Origin of the sequence: Lysobacter arenosi (assembly GCF_016613475.2) — a bacterium.
GTDB lineage: Bacteria > Pseudomonadota > Gammaproteobacteria > Xanthomonadales > Xanthomonadaceae > Lysobacter_J > Lysobacter_J arenosi.
Window position 1 is genome coordinate 3,147,074 of sequence record NZ_CP071517.1, and the last position, 24,020, is coordinate 3,171,093.

Here is a 24,020-nt window from a genome sequence, read left to right on the forward strand (position 1 = left end):
GCAGAAGGGCTTCGACCGTCGAAGCCCCTCTCTACGCTTGCTTACCGGTTGAGGAACGACACCAGCGCGGGAATCGTCTGTTCCGGTGCTTCATCCACCAGCCAGTGGCCCGAACCGGTGATGACCACGCCTTCGACGTTCGTCGCCACCAGCTTGCCCTGTTCGATCAGGAACGGGCCCGAGGCCTTCTCGCCGGTCAGCACCAGCATCGGCATCGGCAGCTTGGTCCGCGACAGTTCGGCAAAGTCCTTGGCATCCTGTTCAAAGGCCTTGAAGTACTCGAAGCCGGCGCGCATGCCGTTCGGCCGCGCGTACTCGGCGGCGTAGAACTGGCGGTCGGTTTCGGACACGGAGTGGTTGCGGTCGGCGGCGAAGTCGTTCCAGAAGTGCTCGAAGTAGATCCGCTCTCGGCCATCGACCAGCTTCAGCGGCGTTTCGCCGTAGAAGTGGAAATGCCACAGGTCGCGCAACAGCCAGACCTTGCTCCAGTCGCCGACACCGGGCAGGAACGCGTCCATCAGCACGACGCTCTCGACTTCGTCCGGATACTGCGCCGCGTAGGCGTAGGCCACCATCAGGCCGATGTCGTGACCGACGATCTTCACCTTGGGATAGCCCTTGGCCTTCACCAGGGCGTGGATGTCCTGGGCGAGGTTCTTCTTCTCGTAACCGCCGACGGGCTTGGACGACGTACCGGCGCCGCGCAGGTCCGGCGCGATCACGACGTGGCGATCGGCCAGTTGGCGCATCAACGGGCGCCACATGTGGCTGGTCTGCGCATAGCCGTGCAGCAGCACGACCGGCGTTCCGGTGCCTTTGCCGGCCTCCAAGTAGTGGAGGGTGACGCCGTTGACGTCGGCGGAATGGCTCTGGATCGAATCGCTACTGGCGGCAACGGCGGTGCCGGCCTGCATGGCGGCGAGCATCAGCAGCGCGGTGGCGGCGCGTCGGATCGGACGCAGCAAAGTGTTCATGACGTTCTCCGGGGGTGGGGCGATCGTGTGGGTGAACCATGGATCTGAAAAACGCCTAGAGCTGGCTCATCCCGCCATCGGCGATGATTTCGGTGCCGACGATGAACGCCGATTCGGGCGAGGAGAGATGCAGCACCGTAGCAGCGATCTCTTCCGGCGTTCCGAAGCGGCCCAGCGGGATCTGGTTCTGGATCTGGGCGGCCGTGGTTTCCAGCGTGGCGGCATCCAGGCCCAGCTTGCCGTAGATCGGCGTCGCAACCGGTCCCGGGCTGAGCACGTTGACGCGCACGCCACGCGGCAGCAGTTCGGCCGACAGCGTCTTCGCCAGCGAGATCACCGCGGCCTTGCTGGCGGCATACACCGAGGTGTTGGGCATGCCGATGCGTGCGTTGATCGAACCGTTGATGACGATTGATGCACCCGGGTTCAGCAGCGGCAATAGCGCCTGCACCTGGAAGTAGGGGCCCTTGATGTTGGTGTTGAAGATCTGGTCCCACAGCGCCTCGTCCACGTCCGGGAAGGCGGCGAACTTCGCCGCGCCGGCGTTGACGAAGACAGCGTCCAGGCGCACGTCGCTGGCGGCCAGCGTCGCAGCCAGGGTCTTTGCATCGGCAGTGTTGCCGGCATCGTTGACCACGGCGATGGCCTGGTTGCCCAGGGCGGCACGGGCCTGTTCGAGGGCGGCGGCGTCACGGCCGGTGATGACCACGCGGGCGCCTTCCGCGACGAATGCCTGGGCGGCGGCCAGGCCGATGCCGCTGCTGCCGCCGGTGACGAGGATGGTCTTGTTGGTGAAGCGGTTCATGGGAAGTCCTTCGGAGCCAGCGAATTGCTGTGAGGCCATACTGGCGCGGCTCCTGCGGCTTTCCGTGCCACAATCACGATGAACTCGTTCGAAGGTATCGAACATGTTGTCGGCCGACGAATTGGCGCTGCTGGAAGCCATCCGCGAAAGCGGCAGCCTGTCGCGGGCCGCGGCCCGGCTCGGCAAAGCACCGTCCACGGTGTCGCACGCGGCGCGGCAGCTCGAGGCGCGTTTCGATGCCCTGTTGTTCGACCGCCGTCGCTACCGTCTGCAACTCACGCCGGCCGGCCACCTGCTCGCACAGGAGGCCGCTCGCCTGATGCTGGACGTGTCGCGTCTGACGCAACGGGTCAAACAGGTGGCGGGAGGCTGGGAGGATCGTCTGTGGATCGTCACCGACGAAGTCCTCGAGTTCGAAACGCTGCTGCCGGTGGTTCGCGCCTTCGACGCTCTGAATTCCGGCGTGACGCTGCGCATCACCCATGAAGTGCTGACCGGCATCTGGGACGCATTGCGCGACGGCCGCGCCGACCTTGTCGTGGGCGCCACCAACGAACCACCGGTCATTCCCGGCCTGCGCTGGTTCGAGCTGGGCGTGATGGACTGGGTGTTCGCGGTGTCGCCGCGGCATCCGCTGGCCAAGGCCACCGAACCGGTGGAAGCCGCCGCCGTGCTCCAGCACCGTGCCGTGGTGGTGGCCGACACCTCCCGGCGAGTGGATGTGCGCGGCTACGGTGTTCTTGGCGGGCAGCCATCGCTGGCGGTGCCCAGCATGGCGGCCAAGGTGCAGGCGCAGCGCGAAGGACTGGGCGTGGGCTGGTTGCCGCGCGATCGCGTCGCCGGCCTGCTCAAGCGCGGCGAGCTGGTGGAGAAGCAGATGGCCGATCCGCGCGAACCCAATCTGCTCTACGTCGCCTGGCGCGGCGACCACCAGGGACGGGCCCTGGAATGGTGGTTGTCGCAACTGCAGAACAAGCGTCTGGCGTCGCGCCTGGTCAAGGGCATCGACATCGGCGCCGCTTCCTGACCCATCCAGCTAAGCTCGATAGCCACTTGACCCGGGTTGGCCGTTCGCCGACAGCGCGCATTCAACCCGGTGTTGCTAGCTTGAACGTCCGCAGCGCGCGGTTCCCAACCCCAGGCACGCCATGAAACCGGTCACGACACGCAGTCTCCTGCTCATGTGCGGCCTGCTCGCCTGCACTCCGGTCATCGCACAAGACAGCGCGGACGCCGCCCGTACGCTCGACCTGAGCGTGCCCGCCGCGCCGATCGCCTTCGTCAACGCCGCCGACTACCAGAATCCGCCGCCCGGCGGCTGGCACGGCAACCTGCCTGTCCCTGGCCAGGACGGCGATGGCCCCTGGCAGGTGCACGGCAGCATGGAGGTGGGCGTGGGCTGGTCCGAGCACGGTGGCAACAGCAACTACCAGGCGGCGGACATCAACATGACCCGCACCTACACCACCGACGACGGCGATACCGGCCACCTCGGCCTCAACATCAGCATCGGCCAGTTCGACGGGCCGGTATTCGGACCGGGCTACGGCTCCGGTTACTACAACGGGCCGGGCTATTACGGGCCGGGCCCCGGGCCGATGTCGGCGCCGATGCCCATGCGTGGGCCGATGCCGGGCCAGTTCGGCCCCGGGCCGCTGCGCCGCTGAGCGCAGCAGCCCAAACCTGACTCCTCAGGACTTCTTGACCAGCGGCGGCGGGAAGTAGCTTCCATCCGCGACGCCGCCCTTGGGTCCATAGAAGCGGAAGGTCAGGCGATAGTCCTTGCCGGCCGGCGTCGGCAGCCAGTTCGGATCAGGCGCGTCCGCCGGCTTCTCCGGCGCGAAGTACAGCGTGAGCGAACCGTCGGCGTTGTACTTCAGGCCCGACTCGCGGTTGAGCAGGAAGCGGTTCTTCGGATTGGGCAGCACGCGGGCGAACACAGGGTCGACCGCGATCACCGACCAGAAATAGTTCGCGAACTTCGGCGGCAGGTCGTCCTTCGGGAACGTCAACGTATAGGTGTGGCTGCCGTTGAGCTGCACGCCGTCGCCGTCCAGGTTGCCCTTGTAGTAGACGACCTCGTCCATCCGGTTCGCCCAGATGCCGCCCAGGTTGATCAGCGTGCGACCGAGCCAGTCGTCGTTGTACGTGCCTGCCACGCTCGGCCGCACCCAGTGGTTGCGGACCGTGCCGTGACCGATGGTGGGCGAGGCCTTGCCGAGGTCGGCCTGTGCCTTCTCGCGGATGACCTTGTCGACGCGCGCACGCTCGGCCGGATCCTGGATCCCGGCCGCTATCGCGCGCACCTTCGCCGCGACGGCTTCCATCCCGGCATTGATGTCCTTCTCGCTGTCGAGTACGGCGGGGGCGTTCTCGAATGCTTCCACTCCCGGCAGGTGCTGGACGTCGAAGGCCGGCGTCTCCGGCAGGCTCGGCGTCGTCGTTTCACCGGTCGCGCGCATCGAGAACTTGTGCTGCAGGGCGACGGCCTGGTCCCAGTTGTCGCCCAGTTCCACCCGCGCCAGCACGCGCATGTATTTCACCGGTACGTCGATCCGCGTCGTGTTCGCCGGCAACGTCACGTTCGCGCCTTGCAGGCACACGGCGAAGTCGCCTGACGGGCGCGCGGCCTGGGTGCGCTCGTTGATGTTCGCCACCGTCTCGCCCCAGCCGTTGAGGAACTGCACCGTGTAGTAGCGCTTGCTGACCTTGGGCACCGTCACTATCGTGCAGCTGTCCTCGTCGACGGCGACCCACGCTTCGGAGTAGGCGACATCGAGGTTCGGATTCGGCCAATCGACCGCGCCGGGCTTGCGGTGGACCATTTCATTCCACTTGAAGCCTTCGGCAAGGTCGGCCTTCTGCTGGCGCAGTACCAGCAGCCGGCCAAGCAGGTAGATCCAGGCATCGCTGATGTCCTGGTCGCTGTAGGCGGCTTTCGCGGGCGCGGGAGTCGACGCCGTTCCCGAAGCCGGCGGCGCCGTTGCTTCCGGCGCGGTGCGATTGCAGCCGGTGGGCACGAACGCAATTGCGACAAGGCACGACATCAAGGCGATACGGTTCATGGCCCACTCCTTCGGCGACAAGCCCACGTCATTGGCGATGGCGGCTGCGGCAGATGGCGTTCATGCGCCGCCCGCGCGCCGGACACCACCGGCGCCTTGGCTTGATGCGCTCGCAACCGTTGCTGCAGCGTGAAAGGCCTTCGCCTGTCGATGCGTCGGGCGCGCGCTCTCTACCGGTCGTGAAGCGACAGGGCGAAGGAGCGTGGAGCAGGCCTCTTGCACTAACATGGTGCAATGTCCGCGCCCGTACCGACTGGTTCCAATCGGCCCGACCTCGACCGGCCCGACCTCGACGGCCTGACCACGCCCCTGGCGTGGAGCGACGAGGAAGGCGCGATCGTCGGTTGCAACGCCGCCTTCTCGCGCTGGCTCGGGGTCAGCGCCCGGCGCCTGGTGGCCTGGCCGCTGGCCGGGCTCGACGGCGGTGACGGCCACCTCGCCCATGCCATGCGCCGCCTCGATGCGGCCGCCGATGCCCCCCTGCGCCTGCGCCGCAGCCGGCTGCGCTTCGCCGATGGCGACGAGTGCTTCGCCGATGTCTGGCTGAGCCGGCGCGAGGACGGCGGCTGGTTGCTCGAGGCGCATCCGGTCGACGAGTTTCCCGGCGACGATCCGGCGCTGCTGTTGCCCTCGGCGTTGTCGGCCTCGCTCAAGGGCCTGGCGCACGAGCTGCGCAATCCGCTGGCCGGGCTCAAGGGCGCGGCGCAGTTGCTGGCGCGACGGATCGATGCCGACAGCGGCAACGGCGGCGACGCCGGTGAGCTGGTGGCCCTCGTCGGCAGCGAAGTAGAGCGCCTGACCGCGCTGGTGGACCAGCTGCTGACGCCGGCGCCACCGCGCCCGCATGCGCCGCTCAACATCCACGCCGTGCTCGAGCGCGTGCTGCGCCTGGCCGAAAGCGACGCCGGCTGGGCCGTGCGCCTGGTGCGCGACTACGACCCGAGCCTGCCCGAGTTCGGCGGCGACGCCGATCGCCTCGTGCAGGCGGTATGGAACCTGGTGCGCAACGCGATCGAAGCCGGCGCGGCCAACATCACCCTGCGCACGCGTGCCGAGCATGCGGTGCGGATCGGCGATGCCGTGCATGCGATCGCGATGCGACTGGAGATCGTCGACGACGGCCGCGGTGTTCCCGAGGAACTGGCCGAGCAGTTGTTCCTGCCGCTGGTGTCCGGCCGCGCCGAAGGCAGCGGGCTGGGCCTGGCGCTGGCGCAGCAGGTCGCGCGCGAGCACCGCGGCTCGCTGGCCTACCGCTCGCGCCCGGGCCACACCGTTTTCACCTTGTTGTTGCCGCTGCAGATCGATGAAGAGGAAGGCGCGTGAAAAGGGTCTGGGTGGTCGATGACGATCGCGGCGTGCGCTTCGTGCTCGCAACCGCACTGCGCGAAGCCGGCTACAAGGTGGACGGGTTCGAAAACACCGCCGATGCCCTGGCCGCGCTGGCCGAGCGCGGCGCCCCGGACCTGTTGTTCACCGACGTGCGCATGCCCGGCGACGACGGGCTGGTGCTGCTTGAACGCCTCAAGGCGCAGGTGCCGCAGCTTCCGGTCATCGTCATGAGCGCCTACACCGACGTCGCCAGCACCGCGGGCGCTTTCCGCGGCGGTGCCCACGAATTCCTGTCCAAGCCCTTCGATCTCGATGAAGCCGTGGCGCTTGCCGCGCGCACGCTCGCTGCGGTGGGCGAAAGTGCCGCGCCCGCGCAGGTCGAGCTGCCTAAGGACGACGCGCTGATCGGTGACACGCCGGCGATGCGCACGCTGTTCCGCGCCATCGGCCGCCTCGCGCAGGCGCCGCTGTCGGTGCTGATCACTGGCGAGACCGGCACCGGCAAGGAGCTGGTGGCGCGCGCGCTGCACCGCGAGTCGCCGCGCGCCGAGCATCCTTTCGTCGCGCTCAACACCGCCGCGATTCCGTCGGAGCTGCTGGAAAGCGAACTGTTCGGCCACGAGGCCGGCGCCTTCACCGGTGCCCAGCGTCGCCATACCGGCCGCTTCGAGCAGGCCCATCGCGGTACCTTGTTCCTCGACGAGATCGGCGACATGCCGCTGCCGCTGCAGACGCGGTTGCTGCGCGTGCTGGCCGAGGGCGAGTTCTTCCGCGTCGGCGGCCGCGAACTCATCCGCGTCGATGTGCGGGTCATTGCCGCCACCCACCAGGACCTGGAGGCACTGGTGGCCGACGGCCGCTTCCGCGCCGACCTGCTGCATCGCCTCGACGTCGTGCGCCTGCACCTGCCGCCGCTGCGCGAACGACGCGACGACATCCCGCGCCTGGCGGAGCGCTTCCTCGCTTCAGCCGCGGCGCGATTCGAAGCGCCGGCCAAGCGGCTGGCCAAGCCGGCGCTCGAACGCATGCTCGGCTACGACTGGCCCGGCAACGTGCGCCAGCTGGAGAACCTGTGCTGGCGCCTGGCCGCGCTCGCGCCAGCCGAGATCATCGCGCGCGCCGATGTCGACGAAGCGCTTGCCGCCACGCCGGGCAAGGACAGCACGGGCAGCGACGACGATGATTGGGACACGCGGCTTGCCGCATGGGCACGCGCACAGCTCGCGCTGGGCAGCGACGACATCCACGCGCAGGCGCGTGAACGCTTCGAGCGTGTCCTGTTCGAGGCTGCGCTGGAGCACACCGGCGGTCGCCGCACCGAGGCGGCGGCACGCCTGGGCCTGGGTCGCAACACGCTCACGCGAAAACTTGGCCCGGGAAGGCGCAGAACCTGAGCAGATGCGGCAATGAAGCGCTCGAACATCGTTGTAGTCGATGCGGGAAGCTTCACTGTAAAGCGCCGGCTCCGTTTGCAAGGTTCGCGTGAACAACGGCCGGGGCGTCATTTCACCGCTGGATGACCGGCACGCGGCTAGGCTGCGGGACGATCCGGCTTTGCACAGGGGTCCGCTCGCCGGGTCCGTCCACACATGGAGAGGTCGATGAACACCACGCTGAATACCCTGCTCGCCGCCACCGTGGTGGTGGCCGTGGCCGCCTGCAGTTCCGCGCCGAAGACCAAGGCACCTGCCACGCCCACCGCCGTGTCGACGGCGAAGGCGGCGACGGTCAACCTCGCCTCGGCGTCGGCCAGCCTGGTCAGCGGCAAGCTCAGCGTGGTGCCGATGGGTGACGGCGTGCATCTCACCGGCGAGATCGGTGGCTTCGCGCCCTACAGCACGCACGCCATCCACATCCACGAGAAGGGCGACTGCAGTGCCGCCGATGCCAGCAGCGCCGGCGGTCATTTCAATCCGTCCGCTTCGCCGCACGGCAAGGTCGACAGCGGCGCGCACCACGGCGGCGACATGAACAACATCGTCGCCGACGGTGAAGGCGTGGCCAAGGTCAACGTGCACGCCAAGGGCGTCACCCTCGGCGGCGGCGCCGCGAACGATGTCGCCGGCAAGGCGGTGATCGTCCACGCCAGTGCCGACGACTACAAGACGCAGCCCACCGGCAATGCAGGCGGCCGCATCGCCTGCGGCGTCATCACCGTCACCCAGTAATCGCCACCGTGACCGACCATCAGGTGCAGGCGCCGCTGCGGATCAGGGCGGCCATTGCCCACGACCGCGACCTGCTCACGCAGTGGGCGCTGGCGATGGCCTATGAAACCGAGCACAAGCAACTCGACCCGGACACGGTCGCGGCCGGTGTCGAGGCGGCCATCGCCGACCCGGGCAAGGCGCGCTACTTCCTCGCGGTACGCGAAGCCACCGTCGCCGGACGCGAGACCATCGCCAGCGCAGCCGGCACGCTGATGCTCACGCGCGAATGGAGCGACTGGCGCAACGGCGACTGGTGGTGGATACAGAGCGTGTACGTCGCCCCGGCGCATCGCCGCCAGGGTGTGTTCGCGGCGCTGTACCGCCACGTCGAGACGCTCGCACGCAACACGCCGGGCGTGGTTGGCCTGCGCCTGTATGTCGAACGCGACAATGCCAACGCGCATCGCACCTACCAGGCGCTGGGCATGGTCGATGCGGGTTATGCGATCTATGAAACGGAGTTCGGCCGCACTTCGTAGTGCGGCACTCCGTAGCGGCTCAATCCAGCGCTTCGCGCGCCTGTTCGCCCGCGCAATGCACGAAGTTCACCGTCACGCCGTGCGCGCCCAGCACCGCGGCGATCTGGCGCTGGCGCGACTGGAAGTGCTGGTGCAGCCGCTCGAGCTTTGCGCGGCACTCCGGCGTCTCGCAGGGCGCCTCGGTGGCATAGCGCGCTTTCCAGGCACGCGGTTCGAACAGCGCGATGCGGGCCTCGCCGTTGGCGTAGTGCACCAGCGGTTCGGGTGGCGCATCCAGCCAGTGCTCGCCCTCGGGCTGCAGCAGCGCGGTTTCCAGCAGCGGCCACAGCGGGCCGAGGCCGGCGTGGTCGTACTGCATCGCCATCATTGCGGCGAGGTCGTGCACGGTGAGGTAGCGCGCGTGTTCGACCTGCAGGCCGAAGGCCTCCTGCGCCGCCAGCGCGGTCGCCGCGCCGGCCATGCCGCGTTCGAGCAGTTCGCGTTCGAATGCGTCGCCGACCCGGGTGGCGACATCGGCATCGCCGCCGAGGACGAACGGCACCAGCCGCAACGGTCCGCCGGCGAAGTCCGGCGAAGGCGTCAGCGCGCCCGGCAGCTGCGCATCGTGCGCGCCGAAGGCGATGATCCGGCCGCCGGGCTGCGTCGCTGAACGCGGTGCCCGCGCCGCCAGCTGGTCGAGTTCCTGGTGGAGCGGCCAGCCCGGTCGCAGCAACTCGACCGGATCGTAATGGGCGCCGACGGTCACCAGCTCCAGCGCCGCCGCCTCGGGGGCGAAACCGGCCAGGTCGTGGGCGACCAGCTCGGCCAGCGCGCCGACTTCGGCCTGCGCCAGGGTCTGGCGCGACACCGGGGCGTCGCCGCGCAGCTCGAGCGCCAGCGCGCCGAGCACGTGCAGGGTGGTGGATGGGGCAGTGGGGGCGGGGCCGGCAAGACTCATGGATACGGTGGCGTTTGGTCGCACGCGAAGGCGGCGCTACACTGCGGGACATTATGCCCGTGCCGCCGTTAAGGCCCGGGTTTTCATCCCCTTCTGCTCTTTGCGTGAGGTGTAACGATGCGTCCTGCCCGTCCCGTTGCCGTGCTCGGTGGCGTCCGTATCCCGTTCTGCCGCCAGAACACGGCCTATGCGGACGTCGGCAACCTGGGCATGTCGGTGCGCACGCTCGGCGCCCTGGTCGAGAAGTACGGCCTGCATGGCCAGCAGCTGGGCGAAGTGGCCATGGGGGCGGTGATCAAGCACTCCAGCGACTGGAACCTCGGCCGCGAGGCGGCACTGTCCTCGGGCCTGTCACCGCTGACCCCGGGCATCACCCTGCAGCGCGCCTGCGGCACCTCGCTCGACTCGATCGTGCACATCGGCAACAAGATCGCCGCCGGGCAGATCGAAGTCGGCATCGGTGGCGGCTCCGACACCACCTCCGACGTGCCGATCGTCTACGGCCAGAAGCTGCGTCGTCGCCTGCTCGAAGCCGCGCGCGCCAAGACGCCGCGCGACAAGCTGGCCGCGTTCAAGGGTTTCCACTTCCGCGAACTCAAGCCCGAGTTCCCGGGCGTGGCCGAGCCGCGCACCGGCAAGTCGATGGGCGACCACTGCGAGGACATGGCCAAGCAGTGGAACATCTCGCGCGATTCGCAGGACGAATGGGCGCTGTCGTCGCACCAGAAGCTCGCCGCCGCCTACGAGCGCGGTTTCTTCGATGACCTGGTGGTGAGTTTCCGCGGTGTCTCGCGCGACAACATCCTGCGTCCCGACAGCACCCTGGAAAAGCTGGCCTCGCTCAAGCCGGCCTTCGACAAGACTTCCGGCCGCGGCACGCTGACCGCCGCCAACTCGACGCCGCTGACCGATGGCGCCTCCGCGTGCCTGCTGGCCTCCGAGGAGTGGGCGCGTTCGCACGGTCACGAAGTGCTGTGCTACCTGCGCGACGCGCACGTCGCCGCGGTCGACTTCGTCCATGGCGAAGGCCTGCTGATGGCGCCGACCGTGGCCGTGCCGGAGATGCTCAAGCGCAACGGCCTGACCCTGCAGGACTTCGACTTCTACGAGATCCACGAAGCCTTCGCCGCACAGGTGCTGTGCACGCTGCGCGCGTGGGAGAGCGAGGAGTACTGCCGCAACCGCCTCGGCCTGGAAGCGCCGATGGGTCGCATCGACGTGGCCAAGATCAACCCGAACGGGTCCTCGCTGGCAGCCGGCCATCCGTTCGCCGCGACCGGCGCGCGCATCGTCGCCACCGCCGCGAAGGAGCTCAAGCAGCGTGGCGGCGGTCGTTGCCTGGTGTCGATCTGCACCGCCGGCGGCATGGGCGTGGTGGCGATCCTCGAGCGCTGAGGCGCAACGGGAGGCGCGTCAGTGCCTCCCCCCTCAACAAGTTTCCTCAGCCGCGCAGTCGCGGTACGCCGTGCTCGTTGCGTTCCTCGACCACGGCCTCGTCGAAAATCTTCTGGCGCATGTCGCGCCCGGGCAGTTCCTGCGTCACGGCGCCACGCGCGGCGATGAGCGCATTGGCGTAGCAAAGGCGCGCAAGCTTGTCGTCGCCGGCCTGGCTGAAGCCATGCCCGAGTTCTTCCCAGGCTTCGCTGTTGGCACCCTGAGCCAGCGCGCGATGCAGGTACGTCTCCGCCTGTGGCCACTGTCCCTGTGCACGTGCCAGGCGGGCCAGCGTCAGCAGCAGCGCCGGGCTTGCCGGATGTGCTTCCAGCCAGCGCTCCGCGTTGCCACGGCGCGCGTCGAGGCGGCCGATCGACAGGCGTCCGTACAGCCCGGCAAGTGATTCGTCCCAGCGCGCATCGAGCGCCTGCTCGATGCTCTTCGCCGCGGCCTCGTCCCAGCGCAGCGCCGCCGCACGTTCGGCATAGGCGGCCACGGCGGCCGGATCGCTGCGCAATGGCTTGGGCAGTGCTTCCCAGCGATCGGCCAGGACGTTGGCATCGCCGGCTTCGCGCAGCGAGGCTGCGCCCCATTGCGCTTCGGCAGTGGCCAGGCGGTCGGCCGGCCAGACCTGCTGCTGGCGCAGGGCGCCGAGCAGGCCGTAGGCCTCGCCACTGCGTCCCAGCGCGACCAGCGCCTGTGCCCGCAATGCCAGGCCACGCGGCGGCAACGGCGCGGCAGCGACGGCGTCGAGCGCGGCCAGCGCCTCGGCGGGACGTCCACGCTCCAGCGACAGTTCGGCGTTCGCCAGCGCGCGCGCCGTGGCATGGCCGCCGTCGAGTGCGTCCAGATGGCGTTGCACCGCGGCGTCGTCACCACGAGCCGCGGCGGCCCGCGCCGCGCCGGCATGTGCCAGTGCCCGCACCTGGTCCTGCGCGGAGGCCTGGTCGAGCAGCTTCTCGGCGCGGCTCCACTGGCCCTGGTCGAGTGCGGTCAGGCCATCGATCAACTGGGCGCGCGCCTGGCGCTTGCGGTGCCGGCGCATCGCCACGAACGGCAGGTTGAGCAGTTTCCACAGCAGCCACAATCCGGCGGCCACCAGCAACAGCATCAGCGCGCCCTTGGGCACGTTGGTGATGTAGTCGTTGCCGCCGTAGCGCACCAGCACGTAGCCTGGATCCTGCAACAGCACCTGGGCAACCAGCGCTCCGGCCAGCGCCAACACGATCCAGAACAGCAGGTTGCGGAAGATGTTCATGGGCGCGAACTCCTTTGCGTCCGTCAGTCTGCCGCGCGTAGCTGGCGCAGCTGCTGCAGTGTGCTGCCGAGGGTTGGAAGCGTCAGTGAAAGCGGCCGCTGTGCCAGTGCGCGCATCTGCTCGCGTTGTTGCTGCAACGATGGCGACTCCGGCCACAGCCTGGCCAGCCAGCCTTCGGCGCGCAGCAACGCGGCGCGGAATCCGGCCTGGTCGCGGCGCTCGGCGGCAGCGCGCGCCAGCGAGATCTCCAGTTGCAGGCCGGCCATCGCAGCGACGCGATCGGAGGCCTGCACGGCGACGGCACGATCGCTCGGACGCACGTCGATCAGCGTGGCAAACGCGCGGCGCCACCAGGGTGCCTCCGGTTCGGTCTGCGCGGTCGTGTCGGTCGGCGCCACCATGGCGGTCTGCGCAAGCGCATCGAGTTCGGCCATGGCCTGCACGCGCGGCTCGGCACGCAGTGCCTCCAGTCCCGCGCTTTCCTGTTGCAGCGTCTGTCGCAGGCTGAGGTAGGCCGGGTCGTCGACGCCGTCGAGCACATGCCCGGCCAGCGCGTACGCACGGCGCGCACCATCGAGGTCGCCGGCAATCAACAACCGCTGCTGGCCGAGGCTGAGCAGCAGTTCGGTTTCGTCCAGTCGCAGCGCCTGGGCGCCGTGACGATCCGGATCGGCCAGTTTCGACACCGAGTCCTCCAGCAGCGCCGCGCGCTGGCCGATGCCGAGCAGCTCATCGCGCAGGACACGGTTGGTGGCGTCGGCCTGCTGCAGTCGCTGCACCTGCGCGCGCTGGTCGCGACGAATCGCATCGATGCGACCATCCAGTGCGTCCAGGCGCTGACCGGCATCACTGGCCTGCGCGCGTTCGCGCTCGAGCCTGGCCTGCCACTGCATCCAGCCGTAACTGCCGGCGCCGGCAACCAACACCAGGACCACCAGCCAGGGCCAGCCGCGCGATCGCCGCGGTGCGGTCGCGGCAGGAGCGGTTGCGGGGTTTGATTCAGGCGTGGTGGACACGGCAACGGTCAGGGCAGGTGGGGACGGGCGCCATGCTACCGGATGCGATGCGCCCTGCCGCCGGCAAGTCGGGCATTACGGCTGCACGGCGGCGAGCAGGTCGCGTGGGCGGGCGCTGGCGGCGACCGCTATTGCGCCGAAGCCCGATTGCCGCGCCAATTCTGCGAGCCGTTCGCTCGCCGCCACCACCCGCGATTGCGTCAGCCGTTCCCGGGCCGATGCCGGCAACGACGTCAGGATCGTCTCAAGTGCCTCGCCACTCGAAAGCGCAATCACCGTCGGCGCAGTCACCGCGAGCAGTTGTTTGACCGAGCGCGGTGACGGCGCGATCGCGACACGTTCGTAGACGTCGACCCGCAACACCTGCGCACCGCGTGCCTGCAACGCCGGCACCAGCACGCCACGACCGCCCGGCGCGCTGATGAAGCCCAGCTCGACGCCGGACAGATCCTGCAATCCCGGCAGTGCCAGCAGGCCTTCGCTGTCCATCCGCGACGGCGCCTCCACCGCGGTCACGCCGGCACGACGCAGTGCCGCAGCGGTGCCACTGCCGACGGCGAACCAGCGCTGGTCCTGGCGAGTCTGCAGCGGGCCGTGCAGTGAACGGGCAGCACGCACCGCGGTCGGACTGGTGACGACGACGCGCGGCGCGTGCAGCGCGAGACGCAATGCCTCGCGGGTGCGATCGTCGTCACGCAACTGCAGTTGCCAAGGCGAAAGTGCGATGAATCCGGCACCCGCGCGGGCCGCGGCGCGACGCAACGGGGCATGCTCGCCGCGCGGACGCAGCGAGATCACGTACCATCCGGGCGGCGCAGGGGTTGGCATGGCAACAGCATAGCCGCCCCGCCCGCATCCCCCATTGCTCGTACGTACGCCGGATGAATCACGACCCCCACGCTCTTGAACAGCACGCTTCCGAGTTCCGCAGTCCCGAACAGGATTACGAACACGCTCCCGCACTCGAGCGGCTGCATCACCACTACCAGTCGATGCCGCCCGTGGCCGCGATGGACGTGCGGATTGCCGGCTACGACGGTCAGCGCCTTTGCCTGCACGCGCCTTTGTCGCGCCACGTCAACGACAAGGGCTGCGCCTTTGGCGGCAGCCTGGCGTCGATGATGACCCTGGCCTCCTGGGGTGTGGTGTCGCTGCACATCGAGGCCGCCGGGCTGGAGGCCGAGGTCTTCGTCGCCGACAGCCAGATCCGCTACCTGGCGCCGCTGTTCGCCGACCTGGACGTGCAGGCCGAACTGGCGCCGGATTCGAACTGGCCCGGTTTCATCGCCACCCTGCGCGAGCGCGGCCGCGCCCGTACCGGCCTGGTGGCGCGGGCGATGCTGCCCGACGGCGGCGTCGCCACCGAGTTCACCGCCCGCTATGTCGCGATCCTGAAGCAACCCCCGCGGGTGTGATCCCGACCGCGGCCACTCGCCGCGGTTTGCCCTTAGGATGGCGTCGGAACCCGGGGGAACTGTCTCAATGCGCCGTCTGACCCAACTGATGAGCCTGGCCTTGCTGTTGGGCCTGCTGGCGGTCGCCGGCAGTGCCGCAGCCAGCCGCAAGACCGATTCCCTGGACCGTAACCAGTACGCATGGGCCGGTGCCATCCGCTGGGGCGATTTCGACGCCGCCCTGACCTTGATCGACCCGGCGTTCCTCGCCGAGCACCCGGTCAGCGACCTCGAGCTGGCGCGCTACGAGCAGGTCCAGATCACCGCCTACCGCGACCGCGGCAGCAGCGTCGACTGGAAGGCCGGGGTGGCCGTCCGCGAAATCGAGATCGGCGTGGTCAACCGCCACACCCAGGCCGAGCGCACCGTGCGCTTCCGCGAACAATGGCGCTGGGACGAGGAAGCCAAGACCTGGTGGACCACCGGCGGCCTGCCGGACCTCTGGGACGGCCAGTAACCCACTTCGCCTCCGGTCTTTGCCCGTGAAGGCGAGGGCCGGACACCCGCTGGAAGGGCGCCGGCCGCGGAATTTTGCGCCGCCGCCGGCACTGGGAGACAATCCCGCCCCCGTTTCAGCTGCCGTGATGCCGTGACCTTCCAAGAACTGCTGGCCTTCGCCGAACGCCACACCTACCTGTCGCTGGCGCTGGTCGGCCTGACCATTGCGATCATCTACGTCGAGATCGCCCGCCTGTTCCGTGGCTACAAGGCACTGCGCCCGGCCGAGCTGACCGGCCTGATCAACCGCGACAACGCGCTGGTCATCGACCTGTCGGCGAGCAACGATTTCGAGAAGGGTCATATCGCCGGCAGCAAGTCGGTGCAGCCCAGCCAGTTCGATCCGGAAAACAAGCTGCTGGCCAATGCCAGGGAGCTTCCGGTCGTGGTCGTGTGCCGCACCGGCCAGGGTTCGGCCGATGCCGCCAAGCGCCTGAAAAAGGCCGGCTTCACCAAGGTTTTCTGGCTCGACGGCGGCATCGCCGCCTGGCAGCAGGCCGACCTGCCGCTGGTGAAGGGCCGCGCCTGACGAGAGTTTGTCGCGGCGGGCTTGATAGCCGTCGCGGCGCCCCAAACACAGCCTTTGGGGATTGAATGGGGAAGGCGATGACGGCTTGCCGCAGACACTTCACCTCGCGCAATCTGAACAGCCGGCCGCACCCAGGGTGCGTGCCATAATCGACCACTTTCCGCATTAATTGTCTGGAGTTACGAGATGTCCGAAGAAAACGTCAACGGCGGCGCAGCGTCTGCCGAAGCCAACACCGGCCCGGCATTCACCGTCGAGAAGATCTACGCCAAGGACGTCTCCTTCGAGGTCCCCGGTGCACCGGCCGTGTTCAACGAGCAGGCCCAGCCGCAGCTGCAGATGAACCTCAACCAGAGCGTTCAGCGCCTCAACGAGAACGCGTTTGAAGTCGTGCTCGGCATCACCCTGACCTGCAACGCCGGCGACAAGACCATGTACGTGGCCGAAGTGAAGCAGGCAGGCGTGTTCGGCCTGGCCGGTTTCGACCCCCAGACCCTCGACGGCATGCTCGGCACCCATTGCCCGAACGTGCTGTACCCGTACGCACGCCAGCTGATCAGCGAGCTGATCCAGACCGGTGGTTTCCCGCCGTTCTACCTGCAGCCGATCAACTTCGAAGCGCTGTACGCCGAAGGCCTGCGCCAGCGCGCCGCCCAGCAGGGTGGAGACGCCGGCCTGGCCGACGCCGAGACCGCCGGCAACGCCTGATCGCGACCGCGGCATGGAGGCGAACGCATTGCCCACCGTCGCGGTTCTGGGAGCGGGCTCCTGGGGCACCGCCCTCGCCGCCCTGATCGCACGGCACGGTCATCCGACCGTGCTGTGGGGTCGTGACGCCGACGGCGTCGCGGCCATCGACGGCGCCCACGAGAACCCGCGCTACCTGCCGGGCATCACCCTGCCCGAGTCGCTGCGCGCGACCACCGACCTGGCCGCCTCCCTGCAGGGCGCCGACCTGGTGCTGGTGGTGGTGCCGTCGCACGCGTTCGCCGAAACGCTGCGCAAACTCGCACCGCACCGTCCTGCCCACGCCGGCGTGGCCTGGGCGACCAAGGGCTTCGAGCCCGGCAGCGGCCGCTTCCTGCACGAGGTCGCCGAGGAAGTACTCGGCGCCGACGTGCCGCTGGCGGTGGTGACCGGCCCGTCGTTCGCCAAGGAAGTCGCACAGGGTTTGCCGACCGCACTGACCGTGCACGGCAGCCACGCCGACTTCGCCCAGGAAGTGGCCGATGCGCTGCACGGCCCGGCCTTCCGCGCCTACACCGGCAACGACATGCTCGGTGCCGAACTGGGCGGCGCGATGAAGAACGTGCTGGCCGTGGCCACCGGCGTTGCCGACGGCATGCAGCTCGGCCTCAACGCGCGCGCCGGCCTGATCACGCGCGGCCTCAACGAGATGCTGCGCCTGAACCACGCCATCGGTGGCAAGGCCGAAACCCTGATGGGCCTGGCCGGCCTGGGCGACCTGGTGCTCACCTGCACCGGCGACCTGTCGCGCAACCGCCGCCTGGGTCTTGCACTCGGCCGTGGCCAGTCGATCGCCGATGCCGTGCGCGAAATCGGCCAGGTGGTCGAATCGGTGCAGACCGCCGACGAAGTCATGCGCCAGGCCGAGCGTCACGGCGTGGAACTGCCGATCTCCAGCGCGGTGCAGGCGGTGTTGCACGGCGAGATCACGCCGGCCGAAGGCCTGCGCCTGTTGCTGTCGCGGGAACAGAAGCCCGAGTATCCGCGCGACCTGTTCGGTTGATCGCACCCGCACGCATCGGGCAGAACAAAAAAACCCGGCCTGAGCCGGGTTTTTTCTTGCTGCGTTTGGCTTCGCTCAGAAGCTGGCGCGCATGCCAACGGTGACCTGCGTGAACTCGTCGCCCAGCTCGGCTTCGCCGACGATGCCCCAGACCGGCGTCAGGTGGTACTGCAGGCCGAGCGTGGCGCTGAAGGCGCTGTCGTAGACATCGCCATCGGTGTAGTTGCCCTTGGCCCAGATGTCGACATTGTCGGCGATCAGGTGGCGCACGCCGACCGCAACGCGGAAGTCGTCGCCATCGACACTGCCTTCGCCGTCGTTCTCGACGTCGATCTCGGTGCTCAGGTAGCTCAGCTCGGTGATCAGGTCCGTGCGCTGCGACAGGCTGTGGTGATAGCCGAGGCCGACAATCGCCTGGTTCATGTCGATGCCGGCGTCGCCGAGGTCACCGAAGACCGGCGAGGACACGCCGATGTCGTCATCGCCGTTGCGATAGCTGCCGAACACATGGAACGTCTCGCCCAATGCGGCCGAACCGCCGATGAAGAATCCCGCGGCCTCGGCGTCATCGATGCGGAAGCCTTCGACCTGCGGCAGCTCCTGGTTGAGCTGGGCGTAGCCGCCTTCGATGTAGGTGTAGCTGTGACCGTCGGCGCTGGCGGCAAACGGTGCGGCAGCGATCGCGAGCGCAAGGATGAGTTGCTTCTTCATGGTGTCCCTTCTGTGAATTCCGGCCCGCTGGCTGCGGGGTCGCGGCATTATCGCCAAACTTCACGAATTCGTAACAATTCGCCGAGACCCGAAGCCTGAAGTGCAAAGCAGGTCCCACTTGCAAGCGCGCACAAAAAAGAAGCCCGGCTTGATGGCCGGGCTTCCAGATCGCGACTTGGGGGAGAGAGAGCAATCGCGATGAAGCACTTGCTGGTACATCGCATCCTCCCGCAGTGCGGGAGAATGCCAGGTGCCGCTTAGAAGCTCATGCGCGGACCGACGAAGTACGAGGTGTAGCCGTCGACGAACTTGACCTCACCGTTGACGCCCCAGGTCTGGTTGAACTTCACCTGGGCGCCGACACGGCCGTAGAACTCGCCATCGACGCGTTCGTAGTCTTCGTAACCGGCCATCGCGTAGCCTTCGATGTTCGGCGTCAGGCCGGCGCGCACGCCAGCTTCGACATTCCAGCCGTCGGCATCGTTGCCACCGAAGTTCAGGCCGCCGACGGAATAACCATCGGTTTCGGCCTTCTGGTAGCCGACGCGGGTGACCAGGTCGACCTGCGAGTTGAGTTCATGGTTGTAGCCGACGCCAACGTTCCACTGGTCGACGTCGATGCCATCGACGCGGCCGAGCGCGGTGTTGAAGTCGTCGGTCTTCTGGCCGCTGTAGCCACCGAAGATGTGGAAGTTCGGCGCGATGGCGGCAGAACCGTTGATCGCCCAGCCGTCGGCATCGAGGTTGTTGTTGTCGGCCGAAGTGGCGGCGTAGCCGGCCTCGACGTAGTTGTACGACACGCCTTCGGCAGCCGAAGCGGCGATCGGGGCGGCAGCAAGCAGGGTCAGGGCGGCAAGCAGGGAACGCTTCATAAGGTCTCAGCCTCGTTATGGTTGGATCCGGTGCCGCACTCTCGACATCAGAGTCATTCGGGGGAAACGATTTCCGGCACCGGTGGCGACAGTATCCTGACGTAACCGAAATTTAACCTGAATAGTAAACTCAGCCGTGCAGGAACTAACCGCGCGAAGCTGCGGTCGCGTGCGCTTCGTGGAGCGATGCGCTAGTTGCAGGCGCCGTTGGCGTCGACCGGAATCACGTCGGATGCACGCAGCAACCTGTCGAGTCTGTCGAGCCGAAGCAGCAACGCGTCGCGCTGGTTGACCAGCGGGATGATCAATTCCTCGTCGGTGTTCGCTGGCGACACATCGCGCAACAGTGCCAACGCGCCCTTCATCCGGTGCAGCAACTTGCATTGCATGCGCGTGTCGCCGGATGCGAGCGCGAGATCGAACGCGCTCATGTCATCGCGGCAGGTTGATAGCAGTTCGTGCAGCAGGCGTCGTGCTTCTTCAGTGCTGCCGAGTGATTCGGTCAGTAGCGTCATCGGATCGGCAAGCACCGGCGCCACCATGACCGGCGCGGCAATGACCGGTGTTGCCCCCGGTCCCGCCGGCAAGTGCCTGGCCAGCATCGTTTCCAGTTCCTGCAGCGTCATGGGCTTTGCCAGGAACCCGTCCATGCCGGCGTCGCTGCAGCGCTCCACATCCGAGGGCAGCGCACTGGCCGACAGCGCGATGATCGGCAGCCGCCGCCCTTGGCCGGCTTCGTCCGCGCGGATCCTTCGGGCCAGCGTGTAACCGTCCATCTTCGGCATGTCGCAATCGGTGATCAGCAATGCGAAGTCGCCAGCGCACAACGACGCCAGCGCCTGCTCGCCGTCACCGGTCAGCACGCACTCGAAGCCCAGATGGTTCAGCTGCAGCGAAACCACCGCCCGGTTGACCGGATGGTCTTCGGCAACCAGGATGCGCGCGGCCTGCAGCGCGTGTCGTGTCGGGCCGCGCTCGGTTTCGATCGCCGTGGGTTGCTCGAACACCGCGCGGCAGGCATCGCGCAGCGCGCGCCAGAGCAGCGGGTTGCCATGCACGACCGCTTCGGGTGCCTGGGCGCGATCGGCCGGCAGTCGCTGGTTGGCGGCGTCGTCCAGCAACAGGCAGCGCCCGCGTGGCGGCAATTGTCCCGCTTCCTCCATGTGGCGATCGACCAGGAACAGTTCGGCACGATCGCAGTCCAGCGTTGGCAGGTCCGACGCCTCGACCTCGACGACGCTGAAGCCCATCGACGACAGTGCGTTGGCCAACTCCACAGCGAACGTCGGGTCCTTCGTGCACACGACCGCCGGCTTGCCGGCGAACTCCGGCAAGGGCTGCAGCTTCGCGACGACCGGCAGGCTCAGTTCGAAGATGGCGCGCGTGCCCTTGCCGGCAGTGCTCTCCAACTGCACGGTCCCACCCATCAGGTTGGCCAGCCGCTGGCAGATGATCAGGCCCAGGCCCGAGCCGCCAAAGCGACGGTTCGTGGAGGACTCCGCTTGCGTGAACGGTCGGAACAGCCGCAGGAACTGTTCGCCGGAAATGCCGATGCCGGTATCGCTGACGGTGATGCGGAGCTTCTGCAGGTCCACGCTTTCGGCACAGTGCTCCTCGACGAGTTCGATTCGCAGCTCGACCTGGCCGCGATGGGTGAACTTGACCGCGTTGCTCAGCAGGTTGGTGATGATCTGGCGCACGCGCACTGCATCGCCGGCGAACTCCGCCGCCAGTCGCCAGTCGAGCACGCAGTACAGTCGCAGGTCCTTTGCATGTGCCTTGGCGGTGAACAGGCCGATCACGCCGTCGACAAGCGAGCGCAGGTCAAAAGGAGTTCTTTCCAGTGCGAGGCGGCCGGAGTCGATCCGCGAGAAATCCAGGATGTCGTCAAGCAATTTCAGCAGCGTGCGTGCCGAGTCTTGCGCCATCGCCAGCATCTGTCCCTGCTCGCGATCGGTTTGCGTCTGTGCCAGCAGTTCGACCAGTCCCAGCACGCCCGCCATCGGCGTGCGGATCTCGTGGCTCATCATCGCCAGGAACGCCGCCTTCGCCGCCACCGCCGCCTTGGCTTCGGCATTGGCGCGGGCCAGCGCCTGGGCCTGCTCATGGCTGTCGGTCACGTCGACCCAGTAACCGCTCCACTCCACCGAACCGTCGGGGCCGTGCCGAGGCGGACCGCCCGCCGTGCGGATCCAACGCAGTCCCCGCACCGAGTGCAGGCGTATGTCGAACTGCGGCATCGGCCGCATCGCAGCTGCGGCAGCAGCGACGTTGTCGGCGACCAGCTGGCGATCGTCCACATACACGTGCGAGAAGGCCAGCGCCTCGTCGGCCATCATCTCTTCGGGCGTGATGCCGATGGTCGACAAGGTGTCACCGTCGGCGTAGGTGAACTCGCGCCTGCCATCGGGCCACACCCGCAGCTCGAACACCGCCGAGGGAAGGGTCCGCGCGATCTGTGCCAGGCGCAGCTCCGAGGCCCGTGCACGCGCTTCGGCGGCGCGGATCTCGGTGATGTCGACCGCCGTGCCGAGCAGGCCGGCCGGTTCACCGTCGCCGAGCTCGAACATCTGGATCCACAGCAACTCATGGCGTTCGCCACCGTCGGGCGTCTCGGTGCGAAGCTCCTTGCTCAGCTGCTGGCCGGTCGTGAAGACCGACATCTCGAAATCATGGATGGCCCCGGTCTCGACCTGCGGCAGGTGCCGGGTTTCCAGCAGCGTGCGCCCGACCAGGTCGCTCTCCTCGACGCCGTATCGCAGCGTATAGGCCAGGTTGACCGCCAGGTAGCGGCCCTGCGTGTCCTTCACGAACACCGGATAGTGGATGTTGTTGAGCAACCGTTCCTGGAACTGCAACTGGTCGGCCAGCTTGCGTTCGGCCGCGGTGCGCGCGCGCATCTGGCGACGCATGCTCAGTTGCGCAACCGCCATCACGCCGACAATGGCCAGGCCGGCCAGGACGATGCCGAGCACCCAGCCCCAGGGCGCGCCGACGCTGTACTCGTTACTCAGCCAGCGCGTGCGGATCGCCTGCTTCTGATCCTCGTTGATCCCCGCCAGTGCGCTGTTGACCAGAGGCAGCAATGCCGAGCGCGAGTGGCGTACACCGAACGCCAGTTCGTGATCGAGACCGGTCGGTCCGACCATTTGCAGGCGCGCAGCGTAACGGTCGCGAATCAACGCATCGATCGCCGGAAACGTGCCAACGAACGCATCGGCCTTGCCATCAGCGACCAGGGCCAGGCCGTCCTCGTTGCTGCCCACCGGCACCAGCGTGCTCTGGTCGAGCACGATCTTCAGGCGTGCCAGCAGAGCCGCTTCGGCGCGCGCGGCGACGCGCCTCCCGCGCAGGTCTTCGGGACCGGCCACGGTGGGTCCGTGGACGCGCGCGACAATGACTTCCGGAAAACGCTCGTACGGCCTGCTGAACATCAGGTCGTCGCCGCGGAAGTCTTCGGCCATGGCCGCTGCGACCAGGTCGATCTCGCCGGCGTGCACCATTCGCTGCAGGTCGGTCCAGTCCTTGGCAGGCACCAGCTCGAGCCGCAGCCCGAGCACCCTGCGCACAACCTTGACGTAGTCGGCCGCCATCCCGCTGAAATCGCCGTCGACATTGACGAACGAGTACGGCGGACGATTGGTCTCGTAGCCCAGCCGCAATACCGGCAGCCCTTCCAGAACGCGACGCTCGTGACTGCTCAGGACGCCGGGCGTAACCGACGCCGATGGCAGCATGCCGACGCCCCAGCGTTCCTGCAGGCTCTGCAGCTCTTCCGGCTTGACCGCCGCTTCGGCCTTGCGCAGCACGCGCAGAAGCATCGTTTCGCGCGCCGGCACCGCAAGGCCGACCTGCAGCGGCGGCATGTCCAACGCACCAAGCAGCACCAGGTCATCGACGGTGCGCTGGTGCAGCAGCGTGCGCGTGCGGTATTCGGTGTTGCCGACGTAAGCATCGGCTTCGCCGTCGGCGACCATGCGCAGGGCCTCACGTCCGTCCTGCGCGTACAGGATGATCGCCCGCGGAAAATGCTTCGACACCAGGCCGGCCGATTCGACGTAGCGGCGCTCCACCACGATGCGCGCCCGTGCCAAGTCGGCTTCGTCGCGGATACGCGCGTCGCCGCGGCGCGCCACCAGCATGATGCAGCCCTTCAGGTAGGGGCGAAGGAACGCGAAGTGGCCGCGCCGCGCAGGCGTGTCCGGCTGTCCCAGCAACAGGTCGTAGCGCGGGGTCAGCGAAGCGGCCGGCCAGGAAATGGTCTCCCAGTCGGTGAAAGGATCGAACGACAGGCGCAGGCCGACCTTTGCCGCGAGCAACCGCGCGTAATCGGGCCCCAATCCTTCCGGGTGGCCGGCGACCCAGGTTTCAGCAGGCAGGTGGTCACCGGCGAACACACCCACCCGCACGACAGCGTGATCGCGTCGCCATTGCGCTTCCTCGGCATCGAGCGTCGCCACGGCGCCGGGCTGCGCGCCAAGCGGGAACGCCACGCCGGTCAATGCGATGATCGCGGCGAACCGCAATGCGGCGAGCAGCAACGCGGCCAGTGACGTTGCACTCGCCAGGCAAAGGGTTTCGACTCGGGATGGCACGACCAATCCCTTGAATGGGGCCCTGAACGAACCACCCTAGTGAGCGAGGGGTCGCGCCTCCATCAGAATCGTCTCAATGTGATTGTCGAGTTGCGGATGCCGAT

Annotated in this window: 22 protein-coding genes; 12 read left to right on the plus strand and 10 right to left on the minus strand. The window is 68.0% G+C overall.

Annotation, left to right across the window (positions count from 1 at the left end; translation table 11 throughout):
- Nucleotides 1-41: 41 nt before the first annotated feature.
- On the minus strand, nt 42-974 hold the full coding sequence (locus HIV01_RS14495) for an alpha/beta fold hydrolase (RefSeq protein WP_200608227.1): 933 nt from the start codon (nt 972-974) through the stop codon (nt 42-44).
- Nucleotides 975-1,029: 55 nt separating this feature from the next.
- Entirely contained in the window at nt 1,030-1,779 is a 750-nt protein-coding gene (locus tag HIV01_RS14500; RefSeq protein ID WP_200608229.1) for an SDR family oxidoreductase, read from the minus strand.
- Between the two features lie 103 nt (nt 1,780-1,882).
- Between HIV01_RS14500 and HIV01_RS14505 the strand changes: the two genes are divergently transcribed.
- The gene (locus HIV01_RS14505; protein WP_207526985.1) at nt 1,883-2,806 is read left to right on the plus strand and encodes a LysR family transcriptional regulator; all 924 of its coding nucleotides are present in this window, start codon (nt 1,883-1,885) and stop codon (nt 2,804-2,806) included.
- Nucleotides 2,807-2,927: 121 nt separating this feature from the next.
- The gene (locus HIV01_RS14510; RefSeq protein WP_200608232.1) at nt 2,928-3,446 is read left to right on the plus strand and encodes a hypothetical protein; all 519 of its coding nucleotides are present in this window, start codon (nt 2,928-2,930) and stop codon (nt 3,444-3,446) included.
- A 24-nt stretch (nt 3,447-3,470) separates the two neighbouring features.
- On the opposite strand, the gene HIV01_RS14515 is transcribed toward HIV01_RS14510, so the two are convergent.
- Nucleotides 3,471-4,844: a DUF1214 domain-containing protein gene (locus tag HIV01_RS14515; protein ID WP_200608234.1), complete on the minus strand. Its 1,374-nt coding sequence runs from the start codon at nt 4,842-4,844 to the stop codon at nt 3,471-3,473.
- 234 nt (nt 4,845-5,078) lie between these two features.
- Between HIV01_RS14515 and HIV01_RS14520 the strand changes: the two genes are divergently transcribed.
- The 4 genes from HIV01_RS14520 to HIV01_RS14535 all read left to right on the plus strand — a co-directional run bounded on the left by HIV01_RS14520 (nt 5,079) and on the right by HIV01_RS14535 (nt 8,862).
- Entirely contained in the window at nt 5,079-6,167 is a 1,089-nt protein-coding gene (locus HIV01_RS14520; RefSeq protein WP_200608236.1) for a two-component system sensor histidine kinase NtrB, read from the plus strand.
- Nucleotides 6,164-7,567: a nitrogen regulation protein NR(I) gene (gene ntrC, locus HIV01_RS14525; protein ID WP_200608237.1), complete on the plus strand. Its 1,404-nt coding sequence runs from the start codon at nt 6,164-6,166 to the stop codon at nt 7,565-7,567. Before HIV01_RS14520 ends, ntrC begins: the two co-directional genes overlap by 4 nt.
- 207 nt (nt 7,568-7,774) lie before the next feature.
- Nucleotides 7,775-8,341 (plus strand): superoxide dismutase family protein, encoded by a 567-nt coding sequence (locus HIV01_RS14530; RefSeq protein ID WP_200608239.1) that lies wholly within the window; start codon nt 7,775-7,777, stop codon nt 8,339-8,341.
- Between the two features lie 8 nt (nt 8,342-8,349).
- Complete coding sequence (locus HIV01_RS14535; protein ID WP_245156817.1) at nt 8,350-8,862, plus strand: GNAT family N-acetyltransferase; 513 nt, start codon at nt 8,350-8,352, stop codon at nt 8,860-8,862.
- Nucleotides 8,863-8,881: 19 nt separating this feature from the next.
- Here the strand turns inward: HIV01_RS14535 and HIV01_RS14540 are convergent, their stop codons facing one another.
- Complete coding sequence (locus HIV01_RS14540; RefSeq protein WP_200608240.1) at nt 8,882-9,799, minus strand: hypothetical protein; 918 nt, start codon at nt 9,797-9,799, stop codon at nt 8,882-8,884.
- A gap of 117 nt (nt 9,800-9,916) precedes the next feature.
- On the opposite strand from HIV01_RS14540, the gene HIV01_RS14545 reads away from it, so the two are divergent.
- On the plus strand, nt 9,917-11,194 hold the full coding sequence (locus HIV01_RS14545; RefSeq protein ID WP_200608242.1) for an acetyl-CoA C-acetyltransferase: 1,278 nt from the start codon (nt 9,917-9,919) through the stop codon (nt 11,192-11,194).
- A gap of 46 nt (nt 11,195-11,240) precedes the next feature.
- Here HIV01_RS14545 and HIV01_RS14550 read toward each other — a convergent pair whose 3' ends face one another.
- The 3 genes from HIV01_RS14550 to HIV01_RS14560 form a co-directional block, all read right to left on the minus strand.
- Nucleotides 11,241-12,491 (minus strand): heme biosynthesis HemY N-terminal domain-containing protein, encoded by a 1,251-nt coding sequence (locus HIV01_RS14550; protein WP_200608244.1) that lies wholly within the window; start codon nt 12,489-12,491, stop codon nt 11,241-11,243.
- Nucleotides 12,492-12,514: 23 nt separating this feature from the next.
- On the minus strand, nt 12,515-13,417 hold the full coding sequence (locus HIV01_RS14555; RefSeq protein ID WP_245156818.1) for a uroporphyrinogen-III C-methyltransferase: 903 nt from the start codon (nt 13,415-13,417) through the stop codon (nt 12,515-12,517).
- 165 nt (nt 13,418-13,582) lie between these two features.
- Nucleotides 13,583-14,335: a uroporphyrinogen-III synthase gene (locus tag HIV01_RS14560; RefSeq protein ID WP_200608247.1), complete on the minus strand. Its 753-nt coding sequence runs from the start codon at nt 14,333-14,335 to the stop codon at nt 13,583-13,585.
- 53 nt (nt 14,336-14,388) lie between these two features.
- On the opposite strand from HIV01_RS14560, the gene HIV01_RS14565 reads away from it, so the two are divergent.
- From HIV01_RS14565 to HIV01_RS14585, 5 genes are all read left to right on the plus strand, one after another.
- Entirely contained in the window at nt 14,389-14,922 is a 534-nt protein-coding gene (locus tag HIV01_RS14565; RefSeq protein WP_200608249.1) for a YiiD C-terminal domain-containing protein, read from the plus strand.
- A 67-nt stretch (nt 14,923-14,989) separates the two neighbouring features.
- On the plus strand, nt 14,990-15,418 hold the full coding sequence (locus HIV01_RS14570) for a hypothetical protein (protein ID WP_245156820.1): 429 nt from the start codon (nt 14,990-14,992) through the stop codon (nt 15,416-15,418).
- Between the two features lie 132 nt (nt 15,419-15,550).
- Complete coding sequence (locus tag HIV01_RS14575; protein ID WP_200608250.1) at nt 15,551-15,988, plus strand: rhodanese-like domain-containing protein; 438 nt, start codon at nt 15,551-15,553, stop codon at nt 15,986-15,988.
- A gap of 186 nt (nt 15,989-16,174) precedes the next feature.
- Nucleotides 16,175-16,696, plus strand: a complete 522-nt coding sequence (gene secB, locus HIV01_RS14580; protein ID WP_200608252.1) for a protein-export chaperone SecB — start codon at nt 16,175-16,177, stop codon at nt 16,694-16,696.
- 28 nt (nt 16,697-16,724) lie between these two features.
- The gene (locus HIV01_RS14585) at nt 16,725-17,738 is read left to right on the plus strand and encodes an NAD(P)H-dependent glycerol-3-phosphate dehydrogenase (protein WP_425600236.1); all 1,014 of its coding nucleotides are present in this window, start codon (nt 16,725-16,727) and stop codon (nt 17,736-17,738) included.
- A 75-nt stretch (nt 17,739-17,813) separates the two neighbouring features.
- On the opposite strand, the gene HIV01_RS14590 is transcribed toward HIV01_RS14585, so the two are convergent.
- From HIV01_RS14590 to HIV01_RS14600, 3 genes are all read right to left on the minus strand, one after another.
- Complete coding sequence (locus HIV01_RS14590) at nt 17,814-18,449, minus strand: outer membrane beta-barrel protein (protein ID WP_200608255.1); 636 nt, start codon at nt 18,447-18,449, stop codon at nt 17,814-17,816.
- A 257-nt stretch (nt 18,450-18,706) separates the two neighbouring features.
- Nucleotides 18,707-19,321, minus strand: a complete 615-nt coding sequence (locus HIV01_RS14595) for an outer membrane beta-barrel protein (RefSeq protein WP_200608257.1) — start codon at nt 19,319-19,321, stop codon at nt 18,707-18,709.
- A gap of 191 nt (nt 19,322-19,512) precedes the next feature.
- Nucleotides 19,513-23,916 (minus strand): transporter substrate-binding domain-containing protein, encoded by a 4,404-nt coding sequence (locus HIV01_RS14600; RefSeq protein WP_200608259.1) that lies wholly within the window; start codon nt 23,914-23,916, stop codon nt 19,513-19,515.
- Nucleotides 23,917-24,020: the final 104 nt, after the last annotated feature.